Below are 19,965 nucleotides of genomic sequence, written 5' to 3'. Positions count from 1 at the left end.
GGCCATGGCCTGCGACCTCTGGCTCGTCCCGCTGGTGGACGTGCTGAGCCACAGCCCCGACAACCCCTTCCGGGACGACCTCGCGCTCTACAACGCGGTGCTCACCTCGCGCGGCCTGCCCGAAGTGCCGGTCTACCAGTTCGTCCCCGGGCTGAGCGGGGCGGTCGAGCCGATAGCCGCCTTCGACTACGACTCGCTGCACTTCCTGCGCCGTGCCTACCTGTTGGGCCTCACCGGCCTGGACATCACCCCGGTCGACGCGCTCGGCAGCGACTACGAGCAGCTGCTGGAGATGTTCGAGAGCAGTGCCGAACAGTCGCACCTGGTCTGGCACTTCGACCACGCCGGCGCCTACGTGCCGATCGAGTTCCAGGCCCCGCTGGTGGACGAGACGCTGCTCGCCGCCGGCGGCCCGCTCGGCTCCAGCCACGGACTGCTGCGCGAACTGCAGGCCGTGGCACCGGCCCTGGGGATCGACCCGCTCAACCCGCCGAGCCCGACCCGACCGCTCGGCCCGACCGGCCTGGAGCAGCCGTTCGGGCCGCCGATCGACGACCTGCACCCCTTCGCCCGGGAGCGGCACGCGTGGTCGGGCCTGTACGCGGCGGCGACCCGGAGCCTCGGCCAGGGCTCGATGATCGTCTTCGCGTAACGCCCGGGCACCGCCTGTGCCTTCGCCCGGGCCCCAGGGCCGAGGCCCCAGGCCCGTCCGGCTAGCGCAGCGGTCCCTCCGGCGGCCGCTGCCGCGGCATGGTGGGCCTCGTCCCCGGCGGCGGCAGCACCCGCACCTGGGCGCCCACCCCGGGTTCGGTGCGGCCGCCCCAGGCCCCCGCGGACTGGGTGGGCAGCTGGGTCATCGAGGCGCGGAACTCCAGCATCCACTCCGAGGTCTCGGTGCGGACCATGTCCGAGACGTCCTCGCAGAACCGGCGCAGCACGCCCAGGCAGCGCTCGGCGGCCTCGCCCGCGGTGCCCTCGGTCGGGCCGAGCACCTCGCGCACGCACTCCGACGCCCAGTCGAACTGGAAGGCCTCCAGGCGGCGTTGCAGGGCCTGCGCGGTGGAGACGTCCCGCATCCAGCCGGAGGTGAGGCCGAAGACCCGGTCGGCGCCGTAGCAGGCGGCGGAGAGCGCGAAGGCCACGTAGCCCCAGGCGGTGCCGTGGGCGAGCGTGCCGGTGAGGCCCACCAGCGGGGCGGTCACCCCGCCCGCCGCGAAGCCGGCGGACCCGAAGCGCAGCAGGCGCGCCCAGCGGCGCTTCCAGATCCGGTCCCGGCGGTACCACTCGATCGCCTCGACCGCCCGCTCCTCGGACCAGCGGTAGAGCTCCTCCAGCCGCTCCGCGGGCTCGCCCCAGTCCCCGAGCGGGAACTGGCGGGCACTCAGATCGGTCCGGTACCGGGTGGAGGCCCGCCGGGCCACGGCTGCGGCGGGCTGGTCCTCCTCACCGATGTCCTTGCCCCAGGCACTCTCCTCGGGCTGCATTTCCGGCTGGCTCACCTGTGGGGCTCCCTGTGGCGGGCGGGCGGCATGGTCTGTCGGCGCATCGGCTGACGCGACGTCCGCCGGTGGTTGTCCAACAGCACTTCTTACCGCCAAATGGCTGACCGCGGGGCGCTTCCCCGGTGATCGTTACCGGTTTCGGCCACCGGAACGCGAGGTGGGGCGGTTGCGGGGCCCGACGAGATTTCACCCGTCCGAGCGAGGCGCCGGTGACCCGCCGTCCTGACCCGGACACCCGGAGCGCATCCGAGCCGGTCCGGTTTGGAGGATCCTCCTAGCTCATCGGTGCACGGACCGCTTCTCCTGGAGGATCCGACGGGACCGGAGAGCGGCCGGAACAGGCCACCGACTACGCTGCCAGGCGTGAAGGTCCTCGTCATCGGCGGCGGCGCCCGCGAACACGCCCTGTGCCGCTCCCTGTCCCAAGATCCCTCCGTGACCGAGCTGCACTGTGCCCCGGGCAACGCCGGGATCGCCCAGGTGGCGACGGTCCACCCCATCGACCAGTCGGACGGCGCCCAGGTCGCCGCCCTCGCCGCGGAACTCGGCGCCGACCTCGTGGTGGTCGGCCCCGAGGCCCCGCTGGTGGCCGGCGTCGCCGACGCCGTCCGCGCGGCCGGCATCCCGGTCTTCGGTCCCTCCGGCGCGGCCGCGCAGCTGGAGGGCTCCAAGGCCTTCGCCAAGGACGTGATGGCCGGCGCCGGCGTGCCCACCGCCCGCTCGTACGTCTGCACCACCGCCGAGGAGGCCGCCGAGGCGCTGGACGCCTTCGGGGCCCCCTACGTGGTCAAGGACGACGGCCTGGCGGCCGGCAAGGGCGTGGTGGTCACCTCCGACCGCGCGGCCGCGCTGGCGCACGCCGCCTCCTGCGAGCGCGTGGTCATCGAGGAGTACCTCGACGGGCCCGAGGTCTCGCTGTTCGCCGTCACCGACGGCACCACCGTGCTGCCGCTGCAGCCCGCGCAGGACTTCAAGCGCGCGCTGGACGGCGACGAGGGCCCCAACACCGGCGGCATGGGCGCCTACTCGCCGCTGCCCTGGGCGCCCGCCGGGCTGGTCCAGGAGGTCCTGGACACCGTCCTGCAGCCGACCGTGGACGAGCTGCGCCGCCGCGGCACCGAGTTCTCCGGCCTGCTCTACGCGGGCCTGGCGCTCACCTCGCGCGGCACCCGGGTGATCGAGTTCAACGCCCGCTTCGGCGACCCGGAGACCCAGGTCGTGCTGGCCCGGCTGCGCACCCCGCTGGCCGGCGTCCTGTTCGCCTCCGCCACCGGCACCCTGGACCAGCTGGAGCCGCTGCGCTGGGACGAGGGGGCGGCCGTCACCGTGGTCGTCGCCTCCGAGGGCTACCCGGCCGCGCCGCGCACCGGCGACCCGATCGAGGGCCTCGCCGAGGCCGAGGCGGACGGCACCGCGTACGTGCTGCACGCCGGGACGAAGGCGGACGGGGACGGCCGGGTGCTCAGCGCCGGCGGCCGCGTGCTGTCGGTCACCGCGACCGGCGCCGACCTGGCCGAGGCGCGCGAGCGCGCGTACGCGGCCGTGGACAGGATCTCCCTCAAGGGCGGCCAGCACCGCACCGACATCGCGCTCAAGGCGGCCAACGGCTGACGCCACCGCGACCCCGGCGGCCCCCGTGCGAACCCCTCGCACGGGGGCCGCGGCCATGACGCGGCCATGACGCGGCGCGCGGGCGCGCCGGGCTCCGGAGGCGGGCGGGCGCCGGAGAGCAGCGGAACAACCCGCAGGGCGCAGCGCCTGCGGCGTTTCCGGGGTCGGAGCGGTTCCGGGGCCCGACGCACCGATCGGCGGGCGGATTCCAGCCCATCGGGTGACACCACCCGCATCCGGCTGACGTAACCGGGCGCCCGGCCTTATGGTGCGCTGGATCGCCGTGCGACGGTGCCGTGCGCCGGGGTCGCCGCCGGGTGGCGGCGCGCCCGCGGGGGGATGCTGGACGGCGATCGGCCGGGTGGTCGCCCGGTGCTCCGTACCGGACCGGTAGCGGCCTCCGGGCGGCGTCGCCGGACCGACGGCGGCGTCACCGGGTCGACCGGGCGGCGTCACCGGGTCGACCGGGCGGCGTCACCGGGACAACCGGGCGGTGTCACCGGGACGAGTGGAAACCTGGGCGATCCGGAACGCCCGCCCGGACCGGGGCGTCGAAAGTGTCAGTAGCGCCACACAGCATGCACTGCCGGGATCGGACGCCTCCGCTTCCCGGTCGGAACTGATCGTTTCGAGTCGTCTCAGGGCCCGTGGCGGGTGCCCGAGGGCTCCGAAGGGGGTGCCGCACCGTATGGCCGTCGACACCGCGCGCGCTCACGCCCAAGCGGTCCTGCGGATCCGGGGCCTCGCCCTGGCCGCGGCCGTCCTGCCCTCCGCCGTGGCGGTGGTCCTGCTCGCGGGCCGGTTCACCGGCCGGATCGGGGCCGCCGGCTCCGCCGACGCCGCCGGCTGGGACGCCGTCCGGTGGGTGGTCTGCGCGGTCGCCGCGCTGACCCTGCTGGTGGCCGGGCTGACCGCCCGGGCACTGCGCCGGGCCGTCCCGCCGCAGATCCCGGCGGTGCCGGTCGAGCGGGCCGGCGCCCCCGAGCTGTACCGGCTGATCGGCGAACTGGCCGAGCGGCTGGACGTCCCGGCCCCGTCCGCGGTGGCGCTCACCCCGGACTGCGACAGCTGGCTGGAGGACGTGGCCCCGCCGCGCCGCCCCCACCCGCTGCGGCCGCACCCCGAGCCCGCCGCGCCGGTCCTGGTGATTGGCTCGCCGTTCCTGTGGTGGATGCGGTCCGGCGAGCTGCGCGCCCTGCTCGCCCCCGTGGTGGCCGGCACCGCGGCCTCCGCCGACCCCGAGATCGCCGCCGCCCGCCGCTTCCTGCGCGCCCTGGACGCCTGTCTGGACTCCGGTCCGGCCGCGGCCCCCGGGCTCGGCGGCGGCACCCTGACCGTCCCGCCGGCCCCGCCCCGCCGGGGCCCGGCCCGGCTCGCCGACCGGATCACCCGGCGGATCACCCGCCGGCTGCTGGGCGCCTGCCGCGGCCACTCCGCCGAGCTGGAGCGGTCCGTCGCGAGCTGGGCCTCCGAGCAGGCCAGGACGGTCGACTACGGCCTGCGGATCGCCGCCCAGGAGCAGGTCGGCCTGGCCTACGCCGGCTGGGACCGGCTGCTCACCCGGGTCGCGCTGCCCGCCTGGCGGCTCGGCCGCCACCCCGCGCACCTGAACGCCGGCGTGGTCGCCGCACTCACCGAGCTGTCCCGCCGCGACCGGCTGGCCGACGGCTACGGCAACCGGCTCGGCGACCGCCCCGCCTGCGACCTGTTGGAGGAGCCCGGCGCGGTGGACCGCGCGGTCTCCCGGCTGGCCGCCGAGCTGTTCTTCGGCCGCCCGGCGGCCGGGGCCTGGCACGAGCTGGAGTGGGCCGAGTACCCGGCCGAGGTGGTGGACGCCGGCTGGCGGGCCCGGGCCGCCGCCCTGCAGTCCGCCCTGGACCGGCTCGCCCCGCAGTCCCGCCCGGGCGCCCCGACCCTCACCCGGCTGCTGCTCCGGCTCGCCGAGGGCGACGGCGAGCAGCTGGCCGCCGCCCTGGCCGCCCAGCTCGCCCGCACCACCACCCCGGCCCCGCTGCTGGAGCCCGACCGCACCGGCCGCGACCTGTTGGTCGACCACGTCACCGCGATGGTCTGCTGCGCCGCCGTGGACACCGCGGGCGGCGCGCCCGGCCTGGACTGGCTGGACGGCCCGGTGCTGCTGCTCGGCGGGGTCCGCCGCACCGACCTGGCCGGCCCGGTCGCCCAGGCGGTGGAGCAGGGCCAGGACGGGCCGCTGCGCGCCTGGCTGGACGCCGCCGAGGTGCGCCTGGAGAAGCCCGTCCGCCTCTGAGGTCCTGGCCGCCCCGGCCGCCCCGGGCGGCGCTCGGCACCCCGGCACGCGCCCCCGGGGGCCCCGGCCGCCGGCCGTCTCCGCAGGCCGGAGGCCCCGTCCCGGCGGAGCGGAAGATTCCCGACACCAATTGCTACCGTGGGGTGACGGAGCGCCAGCACTGTGTGGTGTATTAGACCGCACGCACATCCGGGGGGCACGTGCCACCGGACGGAAGTGCACCTGGGAGGGGCGCGTGGGGACCGAACTCAACCGCCGCTGGGAGTCGGGCACGCACGCTTACAGCGTCTCCGACCCCTTCGGCCAGGGCCCGCTGCCCTGGCTGCGCAGCCCCGACCAGTACCTCGCCGGGGCCGAGGGCGCCGTGCCCTGGTACGTCTCGGTGGACGCGCCCGGCCAGCAGCCGCTCTCGGCGGGGGTGCGGCCCAAGCCGCCGGTCGGCACCCCGCAGAGCGCCAACGACGTGGACCAGCAGATCAAGGGCTTCGCCTCGGCGGGGGTGATCCGCCCCGGCGGCTCGGTGGACTTCCGGGTCACCGTCAACCCGCCGCGCGAGTTCACCGTGGACGTCTACCGGATCGGCCACTACGGCGGCGACGGCGCCCGCCACATGACGTCCAGTCCGCTGATCGCCGGTCTGGCCCAGCCCGCGCCGCTGGTGGTCGAGCGGACGGTCTCCTGCCACCACTGGTGGCACTCCTGGCGGTTGCAGGTCCCGCTGCACTGGCAGCCCGGCGCTTACGTCGCCGTGCTGACCACCGCGGACATGCTGCACCGCAGCCACATCCCGTTCACCGTACGGGACTTCGCCGACCAGGGGCGGACCGCCGAACTGCTCCTGGTGGTCCCGGACGTGACCTGGCAGGCGTACAACCTGTTCCCCGAGGACGGCCGGACCGGCGCCAGCCTCTACCACGCCTGGGACGGGCAGGGCGGCCTGGTCGGCGAGCCCGAGGCGGCCGTCACCGTCTCCTTCGACCGCCCGCACGCCACCGCCGGGCTGCCGCTGCACGTCGGCCACGCGTACGACTTCATCCGCTGGGCCGAGCGCTACGGCTACGACCTCTCCTACGCCACCGCGACCGACCTGCACGCCGGGCTGGTCGACCCGGGCGAGCACCGCGCGCTGGTCTTCCCCGGCCACGACGAGTACTGGTCCGAGCCAATGCGCCGGACCGCCGAGCGGGCCAGGGACGGCGGCACCTCGCTGGTCTTCCTGTCCGCCAACACCATGTACTGGCGGGTCGAGCTGACCGCCGCGGCCTCCGGCGAACCGAACCGGCTGCTCAACTGCCGCAAGCGGCAGAAGGTCGGGCCGGGCAGCCCGGCCGCCGGGGTGCCCGGCGCGGCCAGCGCGCTCTGGCGGGACGCCGGGGAGCCGGAGCAGCACCTGCTGGGGGTGCAGTACTCGGGCCGGGTCGCGGCGCCCGTCCCGCTGGTCGCCCGGCACACCGCGCACTGGCTCTGGGACGGCACCGGGCTGCAGGAGGGGGACGAGCTGCCCGGCCTGGTCGCGGGGGAGGCCGACCGGTACTACCCGAAGGTCGCGCTGCCCGAGCACACCGAGCGGGTGCTGCTGGCCCACTCGCCGTACCGGGACCTGGCCGGCCGCACCCGCTACCAGGAGACCTCGCTGTACCGGGCGCCCAGCGGCGCGTACGTCTTCGCGGCCGGGACCTTCGCCTGGTCGCCCGCCCTCGGCCGCCCCGGACTCACCGACGAACGGGTCCAGCGCGCCACCGCCAACCTGCTGGACCGGCTCTGCAAGAACTGAGCCCCGGGCTCCCCGGGAGCCCGGGCGGGCGGGCGTGAAAGACTGCGGGGGCAGTGACCTCCCCTTTCGCGGTGCCCCACGCCCGTGAACGACCCCTGAGGACTGAACACCTTGAGCGGATTTGTCACCAAGCCCGAGCCGGTCCAGGTACCCGGCCTGGTCCACCTGCACACCGGCAAGGTGCGCGACCTGTACCGCACCGGGTCGGGCGAGCTGGTGATGGTGGCCAGCGACCGGATGTCCGCCCACGACTGGGTGCTGCCGAACGAGATCCCGGACAAGGGCCGGGTGCTCACCCAGCTCTCGCTCTGGTGGTTCGAGCGGATCGCCGACATCGTCCCCAACCACGTGATCTCCACCGAGGCCCCGGCCGGCGCCCCCGCCGACTGGAAGGGCCGCACGCTGATCTGCAAGAGCCTGGACATGATCCCGGTGGAGGCGGTCGCCCGCGGCTACCTGGCCGGCTCCGGCCTGACCGAGTACGAGGAGAGCCGGACGGTCTGCGGCATCGCCCTGCCGGAGGGCCTGGAGAACAGCTCCGAGCTGCCCGCCCCGATCTACACCCCGGCGCTCAAGGCCGAGGTCGGCGAGCACGACGAGAACGTCACCTACGAGGAGACCGCCCGCCGGATCGGCGCCGAGCTCGCCAACCAGGTGCGCCGCACCACCCTGGACGTCTACGCCCGGGCCCGGGACATCGCCCGCGACCGCGGCATCATCCTGGCCGACACCAAGTTCGAGTTCGGCCTGCTGGACGGCGAGCTGATCATCGGCGACGAGGTGCTCACCCCGGACTCCTCCCGCTACTGGCCGGCCGACGAGTACCAGCCGGGCCACTCGCAGGCCTCCTTCGACAAGCAGCTGATCCGCGACTGGCTGGTCTCCCCGGCCTCCGGCTGGGACCGCTACAGCGAGCAGCCGCCGCCGGAGCTGCCCGCCGAGGTGGTCGAGCGGACCCGGGCCAAGTACATCGAGGTGTACGAGCGGCTGACCGGCACCAGCTGGGTCTGAGCCGCGCCGCCGCCCGCGGGCACGGGATCGGTCAGATCCAGCCGTGCTCGCGGGCGATCCGCACCGCCGCGTGCCGGTTCTCGGCGCCCAGCTTGGTGGCCGCCGAGGACAGGTAGTTGCGCACGGTGCCCTGGGACAGCCCGGCCCGCTGGGCGATCTCCGCGATCGGGGTGCCGTCCGCGGCCAGCTCCAGGACGTCCGTCTCGCGCGGGGTCAGCGGGGTCTCCCCGGCGCTGATCGCATCCGCCGCCAGCTCCGGGTCCACGTACCGGCCGCCGGAGAGCACGGTGCGGATGATGCCGGCCAGGTCGGCCGCCGAGACGGTCTTCGGCAGGAAGCCGCGCACCCCGACCTCCAGCGCCCGCTTGAGGTAGCCGGGGCGGCCGTGGCCGGTGACGATCATGCAGCGGCAGTCCGGCAGCAGCCGGCGCAGCTCGGTGGCCACCTCGATGCCGTCCTTGCCCGGCATCTGGAGGTCCAGCACCGCGACGTCCGGCCGGTGCGTCCGGGCCATCGCCAGCGCCTCGGGGCCGGATCCGGCCTGGGCGACCACCTCGATGTCGTCCTCCAGCGAGAGCAGCGCGGCCATGGCGCCGCGGATCAGGTGCTCGTCGTCGGCGAGCAGGACGCGCACGGGCGGGGTGTCGGTCATCGGACGGCCTTCCTCGGCAGCGGGATCCGCAGTGGCGGCGGACCCCCGGTGGCAGCGGATCCGCAGCGGCAGCGGATCCGCAGTGGCAGGGGGGTCAGAGCGGTACGGCGGCGAGCATCCGGAAGGTGCCCGGTACGGCCGTCGGGACGGTCAGTTCGCCGTCGTGGGCGGCCAGCCGCTCGCGCAGGCCGCGCAGCCCGGTGCCGGCCCCCTGGGAGGGCGACGGGACCTCCGGCACCCCGTCGTTCTCCAGTTCCAGCACCGCCCGGCCGTGCTCCCGCCGCAGCCGGATCCGGCAGTGGGCGGCCTCGCTGTGCCGCAGCACGTTGGTGGTGGCCTCGCGGATCACCCAGCCGAGCACCGACTGCACCGGCAGCGGCAGCCCGTCGGCGTTCTCGCCGAGGTCGATCTCGCAGGCGATGTCGGCGGAGCGCAGCACCGCCCGGGCGCCGATCGCCTCGGCGCGCAGGTCGGCGGTGCGGTAGCCGCGGACGACGTCCCGGACCTCCCGCTGCGACTCCTGGGCGATCCGCTGCACCTCGGACATCTGCTCGGCGGCCTCCGGGCGCCCGCGCCGGGCGAGTTGGACGGCGAGCTCGCTCTTCAACGCGATGGTGGTGAGGTTGCGCCCCATCACGTCGTGCAGGTCGCGGGAGAAGCGCAGCCGCTCCTCGGCGACGGCCAGCCGGGACTGCGCCTCGCGGGCGGCGTCCAACTCCCAGACGACGGCGGTCACCCACGCGGCGCTGCGGCAACTGCCGATCAGGACGAGGGTGCCGAAGATCGCGCCGACCACCCAGCCCGTGGTGACGCCGGGGCCGATGCCGGCCAGCAGCATCGGAGGGGCGACCGCGAGCGGCGCGGCGGCCGCGCCGACGAAGGCCCAGCGCAACGGCAGGCTCACCCCGGCCGGTCCGGTGGCCCCGCCCACCAGGGCGGCGGCGATCACCATGGTGAACGGCGGGCCGGGGTGGGGTGACAGCCCGTCGGACGACGGTCCGAGCAGCAGCAGGGCCCAGGAACCGGCCATCGCGAGGACGGCGTTGACGGTCAGCCAGCGGCGGTAGGTGCTGGGCCGCCCCAGGTAGTGGTCGAGGGAGGTGCGGTAGGCCCGGAGGGTGACCAGGATCGAGGCGAGGGACAGCACCAGGGCGGTCCGGGCGACGGAGGCCGAGTCCGCGATCTGTACCGAGGAGGCGCTGGCCAGCAGGTTCACCGGCAGCCCGATGCACGCCACCAGGTAGAGCGACCAGCGGAAGTACAGCTCGGCGCGTTGCGGCTTGCCGTAGCCCTTCCAGCGGCGGACCGGCCCCCGGACCATCGCAGTGCCCCCCGTCTGCTCACGATCGTGTCGCTGCCTTCATATCAGAGGTGGGCCGGGGACGGATCCTTCGGTTTCCCGTTCGCCCTGGTCAGCGGCGCGGTTCCCAGCGGAAGTGGCGGACCGCGCCCCAGATCGCGAGGCCCAGCCAGACCGTGCCGGTGACCAGGTGCGGGGCGGCCGCGCCCCAGCTGCCCAGGAAGTCGGTCGGGGCGGCCGAGCCGTCGGTGCCGAACCAGCCGACCCGGATCAGCTGGAAGGCCGGGGTGGTCGGCAGCAGTCGGCAGACGTCGGCCAGCTGGGAGGGCATGACCTCCAGCGGGACGAACAGGCCGGAGCCGAACTGCATGACCAGCATGACCGGCAGGGTGGTGATGCCCGCGCTCTCCACGGTTTTGGTGAAGGCGCTGGACAGTGCGGCCAGGGCGATCATGGTGGCCAGCGTGAGCACCAGGCCGACCAGCATCAGCAGCGGGTTGACCGGCACCGCCAGGTGCAGGCCCAGGCTGCCGCCGACCCCGATCAGGGCGGCCATCAGCAGGCCGAGGGCGAGCGAGGGGACGGCGGTGCCGAGCAGGATCTCCAGGTCCCGGGCCTCGCCGGTGCGCAGCCGCTTGAGCACCAGCTCGCCGCGCCGCCCGACGTACGCGGCGGTCAGGTTGTAGTACACGACGAAGGCCAGGACCATCCCGACCGAGCCGTAGACCAGCATCGAGTCGATGTCCAGGCCGGGGTTGTGCTCGGCCTGCTGCTTGAGGATCCCGCGCAGCGAGCCGATCAGCACCACCGGCAGCACCACGGCGGTGAACAGGGCGGTGCGGTTGCGCAGCAGCAGGGTGGCCTCGGCGCGGCCGAGGGCGAGCAGACGGCCGGCGGTGGTGCTCGGGGCGCCCGTGGCGGTGGTGCTGCTCGGGGATCCCGTGGCGGTGGTGGCGGGGGTGGTCATCGGGCGGATCCGATCAGGCGGCGGCGGGCGGGACGGGAGGCGGCGGGTCCGGAAGGCGGTGTGGTGTGCGGCGGGGTCTGGTGGGCGGCCTCGGAGGCGATGGCGAGGAAGGCCTCCTCCAGCGTGGCGCTGCGGGCGTCCAGGGCGCCGAGCGCGATCCCGTGGTGCCGGGCCCAGCCGAGCAGGTCGGTGAGGGTGTCCTGGAGGCCGGTGCTCTGCACGGTGACCTTGCGGCCGTCGACGGTGACCTCGGCGCCGGCCAGGACGGGCAGCGCGGCCCCGGTGTACTCGGGGAGCTCGAAGGTGATCCGGGAGGGCCGGTCGGCGATCACCTCGGCGACGGTGCCGGTGGTGACGACCCGGCCGCCGTGCATGATGGCCAGCCGGTCGGCGAGCTCCTCGGCCTCCTCCAGGTAGTGGGTGGTGAGCAGCACCGTGGTGCCCTGGGCGCGCAGTTCGCGGACCAGCCGCCAGACGGCGGCGCGCGCCTCCGGGTCGAGGCCGGTGCTCGGCTCGTCCAGGAACAGCACCTCGGGGCGGCCGAGCAGGGCCATCGCGAGGTCGAGCCGGCGCCGTTCGCCGCCGGACAGCTGCTTGACCCGGACGTCGGCGCGGTGGCCGAGGCCGACCAGCTCCAGCGCCTCCGCCACCGGGCGGGCGCCGCTGGTCATCCCGGCCCAGGTGCGGCCGGTCTCGGCGGCGGTGAGCTCGCCGGGGAACCCGCCCTCCTGGAGCATGATCCCGATCCGCGGCCGGACGGCGGCGCGCTCCGCGAAGGGGTCGTGGCCGAGCACCCGGACGCTGCCGGCACCGGGGGCGGCCAGGCCCTCGATGACCTCCATGGTGGACGTCTTGCCGGCGCCGTTGGTGCCGAGCAGGGCGAACAGCTCACCGCGGCCGACGGTCAGGTCGACGCCGCGGACGGCGTGGTACTCGGCGGCGCCGGTGCCGTAGTGGCGGTGCAGGTCGGTGACCTCGATCACACTGTCGCCGGGGCGGGCGGGCTGGCTCTTCTCCATGCCCCCAGCCTTCCGCCGCCGGGGCCTCCCGGGCAGTGCGGGCCGTCATCGGTCCGCGGTGCGGATCCACGGGTCGGCGATGACAAATGTCATGGGGAGGAGCTGGGGAAGATGTGCCGGAATACGCCGAAGGCCCCCTCGATCCGAGGGGGCCTTCGATCTGGAGCGGACGACGAGATTCGAACTCGCGACCCTCACCTTGGCAAGGTGATGCTCTACCAACTGAGCCACGTCCGCAGGTCAAACTATTGAGTTGTGCTGTGCTCGCGCACTGCGAGCGGACGACGAGATTCGAACTCGCGACCCTCACCTTGGCAAGGTGATGCTCTACCAACTGAGCCACGTCCGCATGGTGCCTGGTGGGGCACCCGCCGCCTCTTCGGATCTCTCCGTTGCGGCGACGAGGAATACTCTACAGCATCGTTCGGGGTGGTCGCCCCACCCTTTCGGTCCAGGCGGGCGGGGCGACCGGGGGCGGTGCCCCGACGCGGTCAGTTCGCCTCGGCGAACGCCTCGTAGACATGCTTGGGGATGCGACCGCGGGCCGGGAGTTCCATGCCGCGCGACAGGGCCCAGGCGCGCACGGCGGCCGGGTCCGGGGTGAGCGCGGTGCGGCGGAAGGACTTTCCGGTGCGGCTCTGCCGGCGGCCGGCCGCGACGAACGGAGCGAGGGCCTCCCGCAGCTTTTCCGCGTTGTCCACGGACAGGTCGATCTCGTACGACTTCCCGTCGACACCGAAGTGGACGGTTTCCGCTGCGGCACCGCCGTCCAGGTCGTCGGAGAGCGTGACAACTACACGCTGAGCCATGGGTGTCAATCCTCTCGGGCAATTCGGCCGCCGGTTCGCGGAGTGCGCCCGCCGGCCTGATGTGCACCAACTCGCGCAAGCGCACACGGGCAGGCCTGGTGGCCCGCCGGATACGCAGCACTTGCCGCGACAGGTGGCCCTATTCTGCACCCGAAGGGGGTCGAAATCGAAGAGTCCGGCATTCTTTTCCGGATATTCACGAGTCTTGGTGGGACTGCCGGATACCGGAGTGCGGGACGGGAGGTTCTGTCCCCAAGTGCCGTATTCGGGTGTTCTTCGGGCAGTGCGGTTCGGGGCTCCGAATCCCGGGAAACGGGACGGCCCGGACGGGGGGCGGGGGCGTCGGATCCCTTGTGGCGTAAGGGTCCTGGGTCTACGCGCGTCACCCTCCCCGGCCAGCAATCCTGCCCCGAACGGCCGGTAGTCTGGAGTTCCCCCGCCTCACCGAAGACACCACCGGGAGTGCCAGTGGCACGCGTCGTAGTCGACGTCATGCTCAAGCCGGAGATCCTCGACCCCCAGGGACAGGCGGTGCAGCGTGCACTGCCCCGCCTCGGATTCACCGGGATCGCCGACGTCCGCCAGGGCAAGCGTTTCGAGCTGGAGCTGGAGGGCCCGGTCGACGACGCCGCGCTCGCCCGTATCCGCGAAGCCGCCGAGACCTTTCTCGCCAACACCGTGATCGAGGACTTCACCGTCCGGGTCGAGGAGGCGGCGAAGTGACCACCCGCGTAGGCGTCGTCACTTTCCCCGGATCCCTCGACGACCGCGACGCCCAGCGCGCGGTCCGCCTGGCCGGCGCGGAGCCGGTCGCCCTCTGGCACCGTGACAAGGATCTCCACCAGGTCGACGCCGTCGTCCTGCCGGGCGGATTCAGTTACGGCGACTATCTGCGCTGCGGCGCGATCTCCCGCTTCTCGCCGGTGATGGAGACCGTCATCGAGCAGGCCAGGCTCGGAATGCCGGTGCTCGGTATCTGCAACGGCTTCCAGGTGCTGTGCGAATCGCACCTGCTGCCCGGCGCGCTCACCCGGAACGACTCGCTGCACTTCGTCTGCCGCGACCAGAAGCTCCGGATCGAGAACGCCGGCACCGCCTGGACCGGGGATTACTCGGTGGGCCAGGAAATCGTCGTCCCGCTCAAGAACGGCGAGGGCCGCTTCGTCGCGGACACCCACGTCCTGGACGAGCTGGAGGCCGAGGGCCGGGTCGTGGCCCGATACCTGGACGTCAACCCGAACGGTTCGTACCGCGACATTGCCGGCATCACCAACGCCGCCGGCAATGTCGTCGGCCTGATGCCGCACCCGGAGCACGCCGTGGAGCCGCTCACCGGTCCGACCACCGAGGGACTGGGCTTCTTCACTTCCGTCCTCAAGCAGCTGGTGAACGCCTGATGAGCCTCGACACCGTCAAGAACGCCGAGCAGACCCCGGACGCCGCCCAGCCGTGGGCCGAACTCGGCCTCAAGCAGGACGAGTACGCGCGCATCCGGGAGATTCTCGGCCGCCGTCCGACCGGCGCCGAACTCGCGATGTACTCGGTCATGTGGTCCGAGCACTGTTCGTACAAGAGCAGCAAGGTCCACCTCAAGCAGTTCGGCGAGAAGAAGCCGGATTCGGACGCGATGCTCGTCGGCATCGGCGAGAACGCCGGTGTGGTCGACGTCGGCCAGGGCTACGCGGTGACCTTCAAGGTCGAGTCGCACAACCACCCGTCGTACATCGAGCCCTACCAGGGCGCGGCCACCGGCATCGGCGGCATCGTGCGCGACATCCTGGCGATGGGCGCCCGCCCGGTCGCCGTGATGGACCCGCTGCGCTTCGGTGCGGCCGACCACCCCGACACCCGGCGCGTGCTGCCCGGCATCGTCGCGGGCATCGGCGGCTACGGCAACTGCCTGGGCCTGCCGAACATCGGCGGCGAGGTCGTCTTCGACTCCTGCTACCAGGGCAACCCGCTGGTCAACGCGCTGTGCGTGGGCGTCATGAAGCACGAGGACATCCACCTCGCGCAGGCCTCCGGCGCCGGCAACAAGGTCATCCTGTACGGCGCCCGCACCGGCGGCGACGGCATCGGCGGCGTCTCGGTGCTGGCCTCCGAGACCTTCGACGACACCAAGCCGACCAAGCGCCCCGCCGTCCAGGTCGGCGACCCGTTCCAGGAGAAGCTCCTGATCGAGTGCACCCTGGAGATCTTCCGGGAGAAGCTCGTCAAGGGCATCCAGGACCTCGGCGGCGCCGGCCTGTCCTGCGCCACCAGCGAGCTGGCCTCGGCCGGCTCCGGCGGCATGCGGATCGACCTCGACACCGTGCACCTGCGCGACCACACGCTCTCGCCCGAGGAGATCCTCATGAGCGAGTCGCAGGAGCGCATGTGCGCGATCGTCGAGCCCGACAAGGTAGCCCGCTTCCTGGAGATCTGCGAGAAGTGGGACGTCATCGCCAACGTCATCGGCGAGGTGACCGACGGCGAGCGCCTGGAGATCTTCTGGCACGGCGAGCTCGTGGTGGACGTGCCCCCGCGCACCGTCGCCCACGAGGGCCCGACCTACCAGCGCCCCTACGCCCGCCCGAGCTGGCAGGACGCGCTCCAGGCCGACGCCCCCACCGCCGAGCGGCTGGCCCGCCCGACCACCGGCGAGGGCCTCAAGGCCGACCTGCTCAAGGTCGCGAGCCACCCGAACCAGGCCTCCAAGTCCTGGATCACCGACCAGTACGACCGCTACGTGCTCGGCAACACCGTGCTCTCGCACGGCGAGGACTCGGGCATGATCCGGATCGACGACGAGACCAACCTCGGCGTCTCGGTCGCCACCGACGGCAACGGCCGCTACGCCAAGCTGGACCCGTACACCGGCGCCCAGCTGGCCCTGGCCGAGGCGTACCGCAACGTCGCGGCCGGCGGTGCCAAGCCGCTCGCCGTCTCCGACTGCCTCAACTTCGGCTCCCCCGAGGACCCGGACGTCATGTGGCAGTTCGCCGAGGCCACCCGCGGCCTGGCCGACGCCTGCCTGGTGCTCGGCACCCCGGTCACCGGCGGCAACGTCTCGCTGTACAACCAGACCGGCGACGTCGCCATCCACCCGACCCCCGTGGTCGCGGTGCTCGGCGTCATCGACGACGTCACCCGGCGCACCCCGGTCGCCTTCGCCGAGGAGGGGCAGCTGCTCTACCTGCTCGGCGACACCGCGGACGAGCTCGGCGGCTCGGCCTGGTCCCAGGTCGTCCACGACCACCTCGGCGGCCTGCCGCCCAAGGTGGACCTGGAGCGCGAGCGGCTGCTCGGCGACATCCTGATCGCCGCCTCGCGCGACGGCATGATCGACGCCGCGCACGACCTCTCCGACGGCGGCCTCGGCCAGGCGCTCGTGGAGAGCTGCCTCAAGGGCGGCCACGGCGCCCGGATCGTCGTGCCCGAGGGCATGGACCCGTTCGTCCTGCTGTTCTCGGAGTCGGCCGGCCGCGCCGTCGTGGCGGTGCCGCGCAGCGAGGAGCTCCGCTTCAACGACATGTGCACCGCGCGTGGCCTGCCGGCCACCCGGATCGGTGTCGTGGACGGCGACAGCCTCGACGTCCAGGGGCAGTTCAGCGTCACGCTGGCCGAGCTGAGGGACGCCCACACCGGCGTCATCGAGGCCCTGCTGGCCTGAGTGCTGTTGTCGAGGGGCGGGCGGTTCTTTCCGGAACCGTCCGTCCCTCGGCGTATGTTGGGCCCCATGCCTCCCAAGTCCCGTACGTACCAGCCGCAGAAGGTCCGCGCCGCGCTGGCCGCCCAGAGCGAGGCGCTGCGCGCCGTCGTGCACGGCCTCGGCGCGGACCAGTTGGACCGGCCGACCCGGCTCGGGACCTGGCGGGTACGGGAGTTGCTGGCCCACCTGAGCCTGGCGCTGGGCCGGATGCCGGCCGCGCTGGACGCCCCGGCCCCGGACGGGCCGGTGCTCTCGCTGGCCGGCTACGCGGAGGTGAGCCGGACGCTGGCCGGGGCCGTCGACAGCGCGGTGACGGAGCACGCGGCGACCGGGTTCGCGGGCCCGCCCGCGGAGGTGGTCGCCGCGTTCGACCAATCGCTCGACGCCGTACGGGCGGTGCTCGACCGGCCTGCCGGGGCGGCACCGGAGCCGACCGCCGTCGTGGTCGGTCGTCGGATGCTGCTGACCGACTACCTGGTGACCAGGCTGGTCGAGGCCGTGGTGCACGCCGACGACCTGGCCGAGGCGCTCCGCCTGGAGGCCTTCCCGCACGACCGCCAGGCCCTCGCCGCCGTCACCCGGATGCTGGCGGACGCCTTCGCGGACCGGGTGCCCGGCGGCGCGGTCGAGCTGCGGATCCCGCCGTATGCCGTCGTCCAGGCCGTCGAGGGCCCCCGGCACACCCGGGGCACCCCGCCGAACGTGGTCGAGACCGACCCGCTGACCTGGATCCGGCTGGCCACCGGCCGGCTGCCCTGGGCGGCGGCGGTGGCCGACCACCAGGTGTCCGCCTCGGGGGAGCGCAGCGATCTGGGAGCGTACCTGCCGGTCCTGGGGTAGCGACCCGGGCCCCAGGGCGTGTCTGACAATTCGCGTCGGATCAGCGCGCGGCGTTGGGGTGCGTGCATCGCAAGGCGGAGGAGGGAGTCCATGCGGAGCATCGGCGACTGACGACAACGCGGCGAGGTGCGCTTGTGCCCTGGGGGTACCTCCCGGCCGAAGGCTGGGGGAGCGTCGCGCGCCCGGCGGGAATTGTCAGACACGCCCTAATGCAGCTGGTCGACCAGGGCCGCGGCGGCCTTGCGCAGGGGTTCGCCGGTGAGGGCCTGGTCCGGCTCGCCGGTGCTGGGGTTCTGGGACAGCATCAGGACGATGTCGCCCTCGCCCTGGTGCGCGATCCGGGCGAGGGCCGCCGTTCCCTTGCTGCCGAGGAGCCTGGTCTGGCCGGGGCCCGGCTGCTCGGTGGCGACCTGCTGGAGTGCGGCGACGGGCAGCCCCGCCGCGCGCTGGATGCCCGGCAGGAGCAGGTTGACGGCCACCTCGGGCTGGGGGACGGCGAACAGTTCGAGGTCCAGCCTCGCCGTGCCGACCTGGTAGGCGCAGATGACGTCGGCGTGCGGGGGAGTGGCCGGGATCGACGGCATGGCCGGCGGGTGGCTCGCGCCGGACGGCCACGGCTGCGGCGGCAGGCCGTCGCCGACGCTGCCCTGCACGGCGTGCCCGTACTCGTGGTCCGGGGTGGCGGTGCCGGGGATCCCGGCCGCCTGCAGCGCCTTGCCGAGGTCGAGGCCGAACGGGCAGGTGTCCTGCTTGTCCTGCTGGAGCTTCTCGGCGGTCGAGCGGACGGAGCCGTAGGACAGTGCGCCGGGCCCGGGGACGCCCCCGGCCGAGGACGAGCAGGCGGCGGCGCCGAGGGCGATCCCGGCGGCGGCGAACACGGCGGTGAGCTTTCGGCGTTGGGCAGCGGTCAGCTGGGCAGCGGTCATGGTCGCAGGGTAGGCGCCGGGTGTCCCGCCGGTCTGTCGATCAGGTCTCAACTCCGTTCCGAAGCGGGGCGTCGGTCCGAAGCGGGGCGTCGGTCCGAAGCGGGGCGTCGGACGCTCCTCAGGGCACGGCCGGGCCGCTCAGGTAGGTGCCCTCGGCCGAGTACGGCCAGGCGTTCGGCGTGCAGCCCTTGAGTCCGTAGATCTGCTGCATCATCGCGGGTGCGGGCTTGCCCGGGCCGGGGCAGGTCTCGTGGCCGTGGCCGATCCGGTGGCCGACCTCGTGGTTGATGATCAGGGCCCGGTAGTCGTCCAGCGGTCCGTCGAACTGGGGTGAACCGGTGTTCCAGCGCTTGGAGTTGACGAGCACCTGGTTGCCGACGTTGCAGTTGACCTCGCCGTGGGTGTCCAGGCCGGAGGCGCCGCAGATCTTGTCGACGGTGGCCGGGGAGGCGATCTTCACGGTGAAGTCGTAGGAGCCGCCGGCGACCAGCTGGAAGGCGTTCTTGCGGTCGTTGGTCCAGCCGCGGCGGTCGCCGAGGATGCCGTGGATCTGGGCGGCGGCGGAGGCGGCGTCGATGCCGATGCCGTCCTCGACCTCCACCCGGTAGCGGCGCACGGTGCCGCGCCCGACCGCCTTGGCGTTGGCGGGGGCGGTGCTGAACGTGCCCGCGCCCTTGGCGGGGCCGGGGTCCGGCGCGGTGGGCGTCGGCGTGGGTGTCGGTGTCGGGGTGTTCGCCGGGGTCGGGGTGGGCGCCGTCGACGGGCTGCCGGGTGCCTGTTCGGCGGGCGGGGCGAGCCGGGCCTGGGCGGAGGCGGCGGGGGCCGGGGCGTCCGGGGAGCGGTCCAGGGCGAAGGCCGCGGCGCCCAGCAGCAGCACGGAGGCCACCAGTGCCGTGAGCATGCCAGGTCCGATCCGACGGGGTGCCCGGCGACGGCGTCTGCTGCGAGCGTTCTCGGGTCGGGTGGCTCGCCGGCGGGCGGATCTGGCTGCGGGCACGCGCCACACCCTGGCATGGCGAACGGGTGAATGTCCATATACCCGGTATGCAGCCCTCGGGGCGCGTCGTGCGCTGGACGGCGCGCCGCCGGACCAGTGGGCGGCCGATCACCGGGGGACGGTTGACCCCAGGGCCCCGGATGGCAGACTGCACCCATGGCGATTCACAGGAATCTTCTCGACGGCCCCGAACCGACTCTCCTGCCGGAGGACGAGCAGCCCTACCGGATGCTGGCGGAGGAGTCCGCCTCACCGACCCAGGTGGCCGCGGAGTTCCCGACCTTCTGCCTCGCCTGGGCCATGCTCGCCGACGACGCCTACGCGGCCGGCCGGCACGTCGAGTCGTACGCCTACGCCCGCACCGGCTACCACCGGGGCCTCGACGCGCTGCGCCGCAACGGCTGGAAGGGCCACGGGCCGGTGCCGTGGGAGCACCGCGGCAACCGCGGCTTCCTGCGCTGCCTGGCGGCGCTCGCCCGGGCGGCCGGCGCGATCAAGGAGACCGAGGAGGAGGCCCGCTGCTGGCAGTTCCTCAAGGACAGCAGCGCGGAGGCGTACGCGGAGCTCAAGCCGTCGACCGAGCTGTAGGGACCTCGG

At 73.9% G+C, this 19,965-nt stretch carries 18 protein-coding genes and 2 tRNA genes; 10 read left to right on the top strand and 10 right to left on the bottom strand.

The annotated features are described in order from the left end of the window. Positions 1–4 precede the first annotated feature (4 nt). Positions 5–652 carry a hypothetical protein gene (locus AB0F71_RS03690; RefSeq protein WP_360227495.1) on the top strand — a complete coding sequence of 216 codons (648 nt, stop codon included), beginning with the start codon at positions 5–7 and terminating at the stop codon, positions 650–652. A gap of 61 nt (positions 653–713) precedes the next feature. Here AB0F71_RS03690 and AB0F71_RS03685 read toward each other — a convergent pair whose 3' ends face one another. Next, a complete protein-coding gene (locus AB0F71_RS03685; protein ID WP_360227492.1) occupies positions 714–1,499 on the bottom strand; it encodes an SLATT domain-containing protein in 786 nt (261 codons plus the stop codon). 366 nt (positions 1,500–1,865) lie between these two features. On the opposite strand from AB0F71_RS03685, the gene purD reads away from it, so the two are divergent. The 4 genes from purD to AB0F71_RS03665 all read left to right on the top strand — a co-directional run bounded on the left by purD (position 1,866) and on the right by AB0F71_RS03665 (position 8,167). Continuing rightward, positions 1,866–3,113, top strand: a complete 1,248-nt coding sequence (gene purD / locus AB0F71_RS03680) for a phosphoribosylamine--glycine ligase (protein WP_360227489.1) — start codon at positions 1,866–1,868, stop codon at positions 3,111–3,113. Positions 3,114–3,801: 688 nt separating this feature from the next. Continuing rightward, positions 3,802–5,382: a hypothetical protein gene (locus AB0F71_RS03675; RefSeq protein ID WP_360227486.1), complete on the top strand. Its 1,581-nt coding sequence runs from the start codon at positions 3,802–3,804 to the stop codon at positions 5,380–5,382. A 235-nt stretch (positions 5,383–5,617) separates the two neighbouring features. Then, positions 5,618–7,156, top strand: coding sequence for a N,N-dimethylformamidase beta subunit family domain-containing protein (locus AB0F71_RS03670; protein ID WP_360227483.1), 1,539 nt, complete (start codon positions 5,618–5,620; stop codon positions 7,154–7,156). Positions 7,157–7,267: 111 nt separating this feature from the next. Next, the gene (locus AB0F71_RS03665) at positions 7,268–8,167 is read left to right on the top strand and encodes a phosphoribosylaminoimidazolesuccinocarboxamide synthase (protein ID WP_360227480.1); all 900 of its coding nucleotides are present in this window, start codon (positions 7,268–7,270) and stop codon (positions 8,165–8,167) included. Positions 8,168–8,198: 31 nt separating this feature from the next. Here AB0F71_RS03665 and AB0F71_RS03660 read toward each other — a convergent pair whose 3' ends face one another. The 7 genes from AB0F71_RS03660 to AB0F71_RS03630 form a co-directional block, all read right to left on the bottom strand. After that, positions 8,199–8,819: a response regulator transcription factor gene (locus AB0F71_RS03660; RefSeq protein WP_360227477.1), complete on the bottom strand. Its 621-nt coding sequence runs from the start codon at positions 8,817–8,819 to the stop codon at positions 8,199–8,201. A 94-nt stretch (positions 8,820–8,913) separates the two neighbouring features. Then, a complete protein-coding gene (locus tag AB0F71_RS03655; protein ID WP_360227474.1) occupies positions 8,914–10,140 on the bottom strand; it encodes a sensor histidine kinase in 1,227 nt (408 codons plus the stop codon). Positions 10,141–10,231: 91 nt separating this feature from the next. After that, complete coding sequence (locus AB0F71_RS03650; protein ID WP_360227471.1) at positions 10,232–11,086, bottom strand: ABC transporter permease; 855 nt, start codon at positions 11,084–11,086, stop codon at positions 10,232–10,234. Then, positions 11,083–12,105: an ABC transporter ATP-binding protein gene (locus AB0F71_RS03645; protein WP_360227468.1), complete on the bottom strand. Its 1,023-nt coding sequence runs from the start codon at positions 12,103–12,105 to the stop codon at positions 11,083–11,085. Before AB0F71_RS03645 ends, AB0F71_RS03650 begins: the two co-directional genes overlap by 4 nt. A gap of 161 nt (positions 12,106–12,266) precedes the next feature. Beyond that, positions 12,267–12,342, bottom strand: a tRNA-Gly gene (locus AB0F71_RS03640). 39 nt (positions 12,343–12,381) lie between these two features. Beyond that, a tRNA-Gly gene (locus AB0F71_RS03635) sits at positions 12,382–12,454 on the bottom strand. Between the two features lie 142 nt (positions 12,455–12,596). Further along, positions 12,597–12,914 (bottom strand): Lsr2 family protein, encoded by a 318-nt coding sequence (locus AB0F71_RS03630; protein WP_030056585.1) that lies wholly within the window; start codon positions 12,912–12,914, stop codon positions 12,597–12,599. A 468-nt stretch (positions 12,915–13,382) separates the two neighbouring features. Here AB0F71_RS03630 and purS point away from each other — a divergent pair, with 468 nt between their 5' ends. The 4 genes from purS to AB0F71_RS03610 all read left to right on the top strand — a co-directional run bounded on the left by purS (position 13,383) and on the right by AB0F71_RS03610 (position 17,445). Further along, positions 13,383–13,637, top strand: coding sequence for a phosphoribosylformylglycinamidine synthase subunit PurS (gene purS, locus AB0F71_RS03625; RefSeq protein WP_030278336.1), 255 nt, complete (start codon positions 13,383–13,385; stop codon positions 13,635–13,637). Then, positions 13,634–14,311, top strand: coding sequence for a phosphoribosylformylglycinamidine synthase subunit PurQ (purQ, locus tag AB0F71_RS03620; RefSeq protein ID WP_360227465.1), 678 nt, complete (start codon positions 13,634–13,636; stop codon positions 14,309–14,311). Before purS ends, purQ begins: the two co-directional genes overlap by 4 nt. Further along, a complete protein-coding gene (gene purL, locus AB0F71_RS03615; protein ID WP_360227462.1) occupies positions 14,311–16,566 on the top strand; it encodes a phosphoribosylformylglycinamidine synthase subunit PurL in 2,256 nt (751 codons plus the stop codon). The genes purQ and purL overlap by 1 nt, the downstream gene beginning before the upstream one ends. A 66-nt stretch (positions 16,567–16,632) precedes the next feature. Further along, entirely contained in the window at positions 16,633–17,445 is an 813-nt protein-coding gene (locus AB0F71_RS03610; RefSeq protein ID WP_360227459.1) for a sterol carrier family protein, read from the top strand. 206 nt (positions 17,446–17,651) lie between these two features. On the opposite strand, the gene AB0F71_RS03605 is transcribed toward AB0F71_RS03610, so the two are convergent. Both AB0F71_RS03605 and AB0F71_RS03600 read right to left on the bottom strand, forming a co-directional pair. After that, positions 17,652–18,371, bottom strand: coding sequence for a hypothetical protein (locus tag AB0F71_RS03605; protein ID WP_360227456.1), 720 nt, complete (start codon positions 18,369–18,371; stop codon positions 17,652–17,654). Between the two features lie 118 nt (positions 18,372–18,489). Further along, entirely contained in the window at positions 18,490–19,272 is a 783-nt protein-coding gene (locus AB0F71_RS03600; RefSeq protein WP_360227453.1) for a DUF3152 domain-containing protein, read from the bottom strand. 252 nt (positions 19,273–19,524) lie between these two features. On the opposite strand from AB0F71_RS03600, the gene AB0F71_RS03595 reads away from it, so the two are divergent. Next, on the top strand, positions 19,525–19,956 hold the full coding sequence (locus tag AB0F71_RS03595; RefSeq protein ID WP_360227450.1) for a DUF3151 domain-containing protein: 432 nt from the start codon (positions 19,525–19,527) through the stop codon (positions 19,954–19,956). Positions 19,957–19,965: the final 9 nt, after the last annotated feature.

The organism is Kitasatospora sp. NPDC028055 (genome assembly GCF_040637885.1).
Lineage (GTDB): Bacteria > Actinomycetota > Actinomycetes > Streptomycetales > Streptomycetaceae > Kitasatospora.
This window is presented reverse-complemented; position numbering and strand designations above follow the sequence as displayed.